Below are 3,506 nucleotides of genomic sequence, written 5' to 3'. Positions count from 1 at the left end.
GCCAGTCGGCCATGAAAGTCGCACTCACCGGCGCAACAGGTTTCGTCGGATCGCATGTCCTCACCGAACTGATCGAGCACGGCCACCAGGTGACCGCGCTCGTCCGCGACGCCGCCAGGGCGGACGCGGTCGCCGCGCGCGGCGCCATCCCGGTCGTGGTCGACCTCTACGATCGGCCCACGCTCGTGCGCCTGCTCAGCGAGGCGGACGGGGCCGTCCACACCGCCAGTCCCGGGGACGCCACGAGCGCGGGCCTGGACTCCGCGGTGGTCGACGCGGTGATCGAGGCGTTCGCCGGCACCGGCAAGCCCTACGTCCAGATCAGCGGATTGTGGGTGTACGGCGCCAACGGCTCGATCAGCGAGTCGTCCCCCTTCAACGCGCCGCCGATGGTGGCTTGGAAGGAGGCGATCGAGCGTCGGGCGCTGGACGCGAAGGACATCCGCGCGGTTGTCATCGTCTCGAGCGTTGCCTACGGCGACGGCGGCGGTGCGCTTCCCGGGCTGCTGCTCTACTCGCCGCGGGACGACGCCGGCAACCTGATCATGGTCGGCAGCGGGCAGCAGCGCTGGTCCACCATCCACGTCGCCGACCTCGCCGAGGTCTTCCGGCGCGTCTTGGAGGATGACACGGCGCGCGGCTACTACGTCGTCAGCGATGGCCGCCAGCCGACCGTCGCCGAGCTGACCGAGGCCGCGGCCGTGGCCGCCGGCGGCGCCGGAGCAGTCCCCGGCTCCGAGGCCGAGGCCCGCGCGCGCGTCGGCGACTACTTCGCCGAGGTTCTCCTGCTCGACCAGGCGGCCAACACCGCCACCCGGACCCGCACCGAGCTGGGCTGGACCCCGTCCCGTCCGTCGCTCGTCGAGGAATTCCGCAGCGGCAGCTACCACAAGTGACGTCGCCCGGCCTGAGCAGCAGGATAAGAACGAGGCATAGCACGAGCGATGTCGTCCAGGCGGGCGGCGCCACCAGCGCGCCGCCCCGCCTCGGGCGCCAGAGCGACCACCGCTCAAACCGCAGATACCGGCCGCCGACACTTCAGTCCCTGGGGTCCGCACGTGCTGTGACCCAGGGTCCCCACGTGTGGCGGCCCGTGTCACTCTCTGTACTTCAGTGGCGGCACTGATGTACCCAGCCGGACTCCGGGTGAGTATGGCTGTCCGGCCCCGACTCTGTCGGAGGCCCGTGCCCGGCCCTTGTCGAGGGGGCCTCGTGAGCGAGAGGGGAGCCCGGCGTGTTCGCCACCGTCGCCCGGTCGCTGTGCGGCCGCCTGTTCCTTGACCGATATACGGCCACGTCCGTGCCGATCCTGGCGCGGCTGTTCTATCGGCCGGACGACCCGATGGCCGTGACGATGACGTTTCCCGCCGCGGTCTCACCCGACGGCGGGAACGCGGAGTGGGTGTTCTCCCGCGAACTGCTCGACCGCGGACTGAGCGCACCGTGCGGCGACGGCGATGTGCGCATCCGGCCGAACGGCCCCGACCGCACGCTCATCGAGTTCATCGCCCGGGATGGCAGTGCGCTGGTCGAGCTGTCCAGCGAAAGCCTGCGCCAATTCCTCCGGTGGGCCTACGCCGCCGTGCCACCCGGCGAGGAATCCGCCCACCTCGACCTCGACACGGTCGTCGCGGACCTGCTGGATGACGCGTGATCCCGCACCAGCGTCCCGCACATGTCAGACCTCGGGCGCGGTCGTCGCGCGTTCTGCGCCCTGCGTGCCTCGACCTCGGTGAGCGGCGCGATCCGGCGGCGACGCTCCAGGAGATGATCCAGCCGCCGGACCGGGTCGACGACCTCGCCGGCCTGCGCGTCGCCGCGCGGTCCCGAAGCGCGGAGCCCGGCGTCGAAATCGGCGGTGACTGGTATCTGTCGGCCCGTCTCCCCGGCGGCGACGTCTTCCTCGCGATCGGCGACAGCGTCGGCCACGGACTGCGGGCGGCCGAGTCGATGCTGCGCCTCCGTTTCGCGATGTCGGCGTTCGCGGCCGAGGGACACCGGCCCGCGACAGTGCTCACCAGGCTCAATGCCCTGATGTGCTGGTCCGGCTCCGGCATGACCGCCTCCGCCGCGGCGGCCCGCTACAGCCCGCATGACGGCATGCTGACGTGGGCGAACGCGGGGCATCTGCCGCTGCTTCTGGCGGGTCGACGTGTGCGTCAGTTGCCTGATCCGGAGGGAATGCTGCTCGGTGTCGCGCCGTCGACGCGGTACACGCAGTGCGTCGAGCGGCTCGAGCCGGGCGACATGATGCTGATGTACACCGACGGTCTGATCCCGCACGGAAAGTCCATCGACGACGGTGTACGCGTTCTGCTGAAACTGCTGGCCGGCACCTCGCGCACACCGGAAGTCCTGCTCGACGGGCTCGATTACCACGCCTCGCACGACGACGCGACGGCGCTGGCGATCCACCGGGTCAGCTGACGGGCGCTCGTGCCAGTGCTCTGTGCCAGTACCCAGTGCCAGGGCGGTGGCGGTGACTGCGATGTTCAGTGGGGACACTGATGCGCGTGGTCCTGCCGCCGGGCAACCATGGCTTTTGATCGGCAGTGGTGGGAACGGCTCGGTCAAACTCGTGAGGAGCAGGGGTTCATGCCCGACTACGGACAACCGCTGCGCTTCGGGATCAGCATCAACCCCGGGGCGGCGGATTTCGGGTCCACGCTGGACCTTGCGCGCCAGGCCGATGACATGGGCCTGGACTACCTCGCGGTGCAAGACCATCCGTACCAACCCGCGCACCTGGACATGTGGACGCTGCTGACGTACCTGGTGGCGCACACCGAGCGGATATCGGTCGTCCCGGACGTCGCCGACCTGCAACTGCGTCCGCCGGCGATGCTCGCCAACGCGGCGGCCTCACTCGCGGCCATGGCTGGCGGCCGAGTGCAATTGGGCGTCGGCTCGGGCAGCGTGCCCGTACTTGTCGCGTCGATGGGCGGAGAGGGGCGCAGCGGAGGCGAGGCCGTGGCGTATACCGAGGAAGCGGTCGGGATCCTGCGGCGGGCGCTGCGGGGCGAGACGGTCAGAGCAGACACGGTGCACCACCGGATCGCCGGATACAAAGCCGGTCCGATACCACCGGAACCCATCGAGGTCTGGGTCGGCGCCGTCAAGCCGAAGATGCTCGGGCTGGTCGGCCGGGCGGCGCAGGGCTGGATGTGCCCGATGAACGTCTACGTCCCGCCGGAAGAGGCGGCACGCGGCCACGGCCTCATCGACGTCGCCGCGCGCGGCGCCGGCCGCGATCCGAGCGAGGTGCGCCGGATCTACAACGTCGTCGGCGCGATCGAGTCGTCCCGCCGCAGCCGTGGTCTGGCCGGGACGGTCAAGGCGTGGATCGACGTCCTCTGCCGGTGGGCGGTCGGGCTGGGCTTTGACACCTTCATCTTCTGGCCTCAGGCCGACCACGCCGAGCAGGTCAAGCTGTTCGCGGACGAGATCGCGCCGGCCGTGCGCGACCGGGTCGCCAGGCTGCGCGACCAGCCCGTCACACAGGTCCT

4 protein-coding genes are annotated in these 3,506 nt (G+C 70.6%); all 4 read left to right on the top strand.

Going from position 1 to position 3,506, the window contains the following annotated elements; translation table 11 throughout:
* Nucleotides 1-896 (top strand): NAD-dependent epimerase/dehydratase family protein (locus VGZ32_RS18300; RefSeq protein WP_326887287.1); only part of this gene is annotated, 896 nt, incomplete at its 5' end.
* Between the two features lie 338 nt (nucleotides 897-1,234).
* Nucleotides 1,235-1,654: an SsgA family sporulation/cell division regulator gene (locus VGZ32_RS18295; RefSeq protein ID WP_326887286.1), complete on the top strand. Its 420-nt coding sequence runs from the start codon at nucleotides 1,235-1,237 to the stop codon at nucleotides 1,652-1,654.
* Nucleotides 1,655-1,767: 113 nt separating this feature from the next.
* Nucleotides 1,768-2,427, top strand: a complete 660-nt coding sequence (locus VGZ32_RS18290) for a PP2C family protein-serine/threonine phosphatase (protein WP_326887285.1) — start codon at nucleotides 1,768-1,770, stop codon at nucleotides 2,425-2,427.
* A 168-nt stretch (nucleotides 2,428-2,595) separates the two neighbouring features.
* On the top strand, nucleotides 2,596-3,506 hold a 911-nt coding region (locus tag VGZ32_RS18285; RefSeq protein ID WP_326887284.1), incomplete at its 3' end, for an LLM class flavin-dependent oxidoreductase.

The sequence above is a fragment of the Actinocrinis sp. genome (genome assembly GCF_035938995.1).
Lineage (GTDB): Bacteria > Actinomycetota > Actinomycetes > Streptomycetales > Catenulisporaceae > DASZGI01.
The sequence above is the reverse complement of the archived record's forward strand: the minus strand, read 5'-3'. Positions and strand labels throughout refer to the sequence as shown.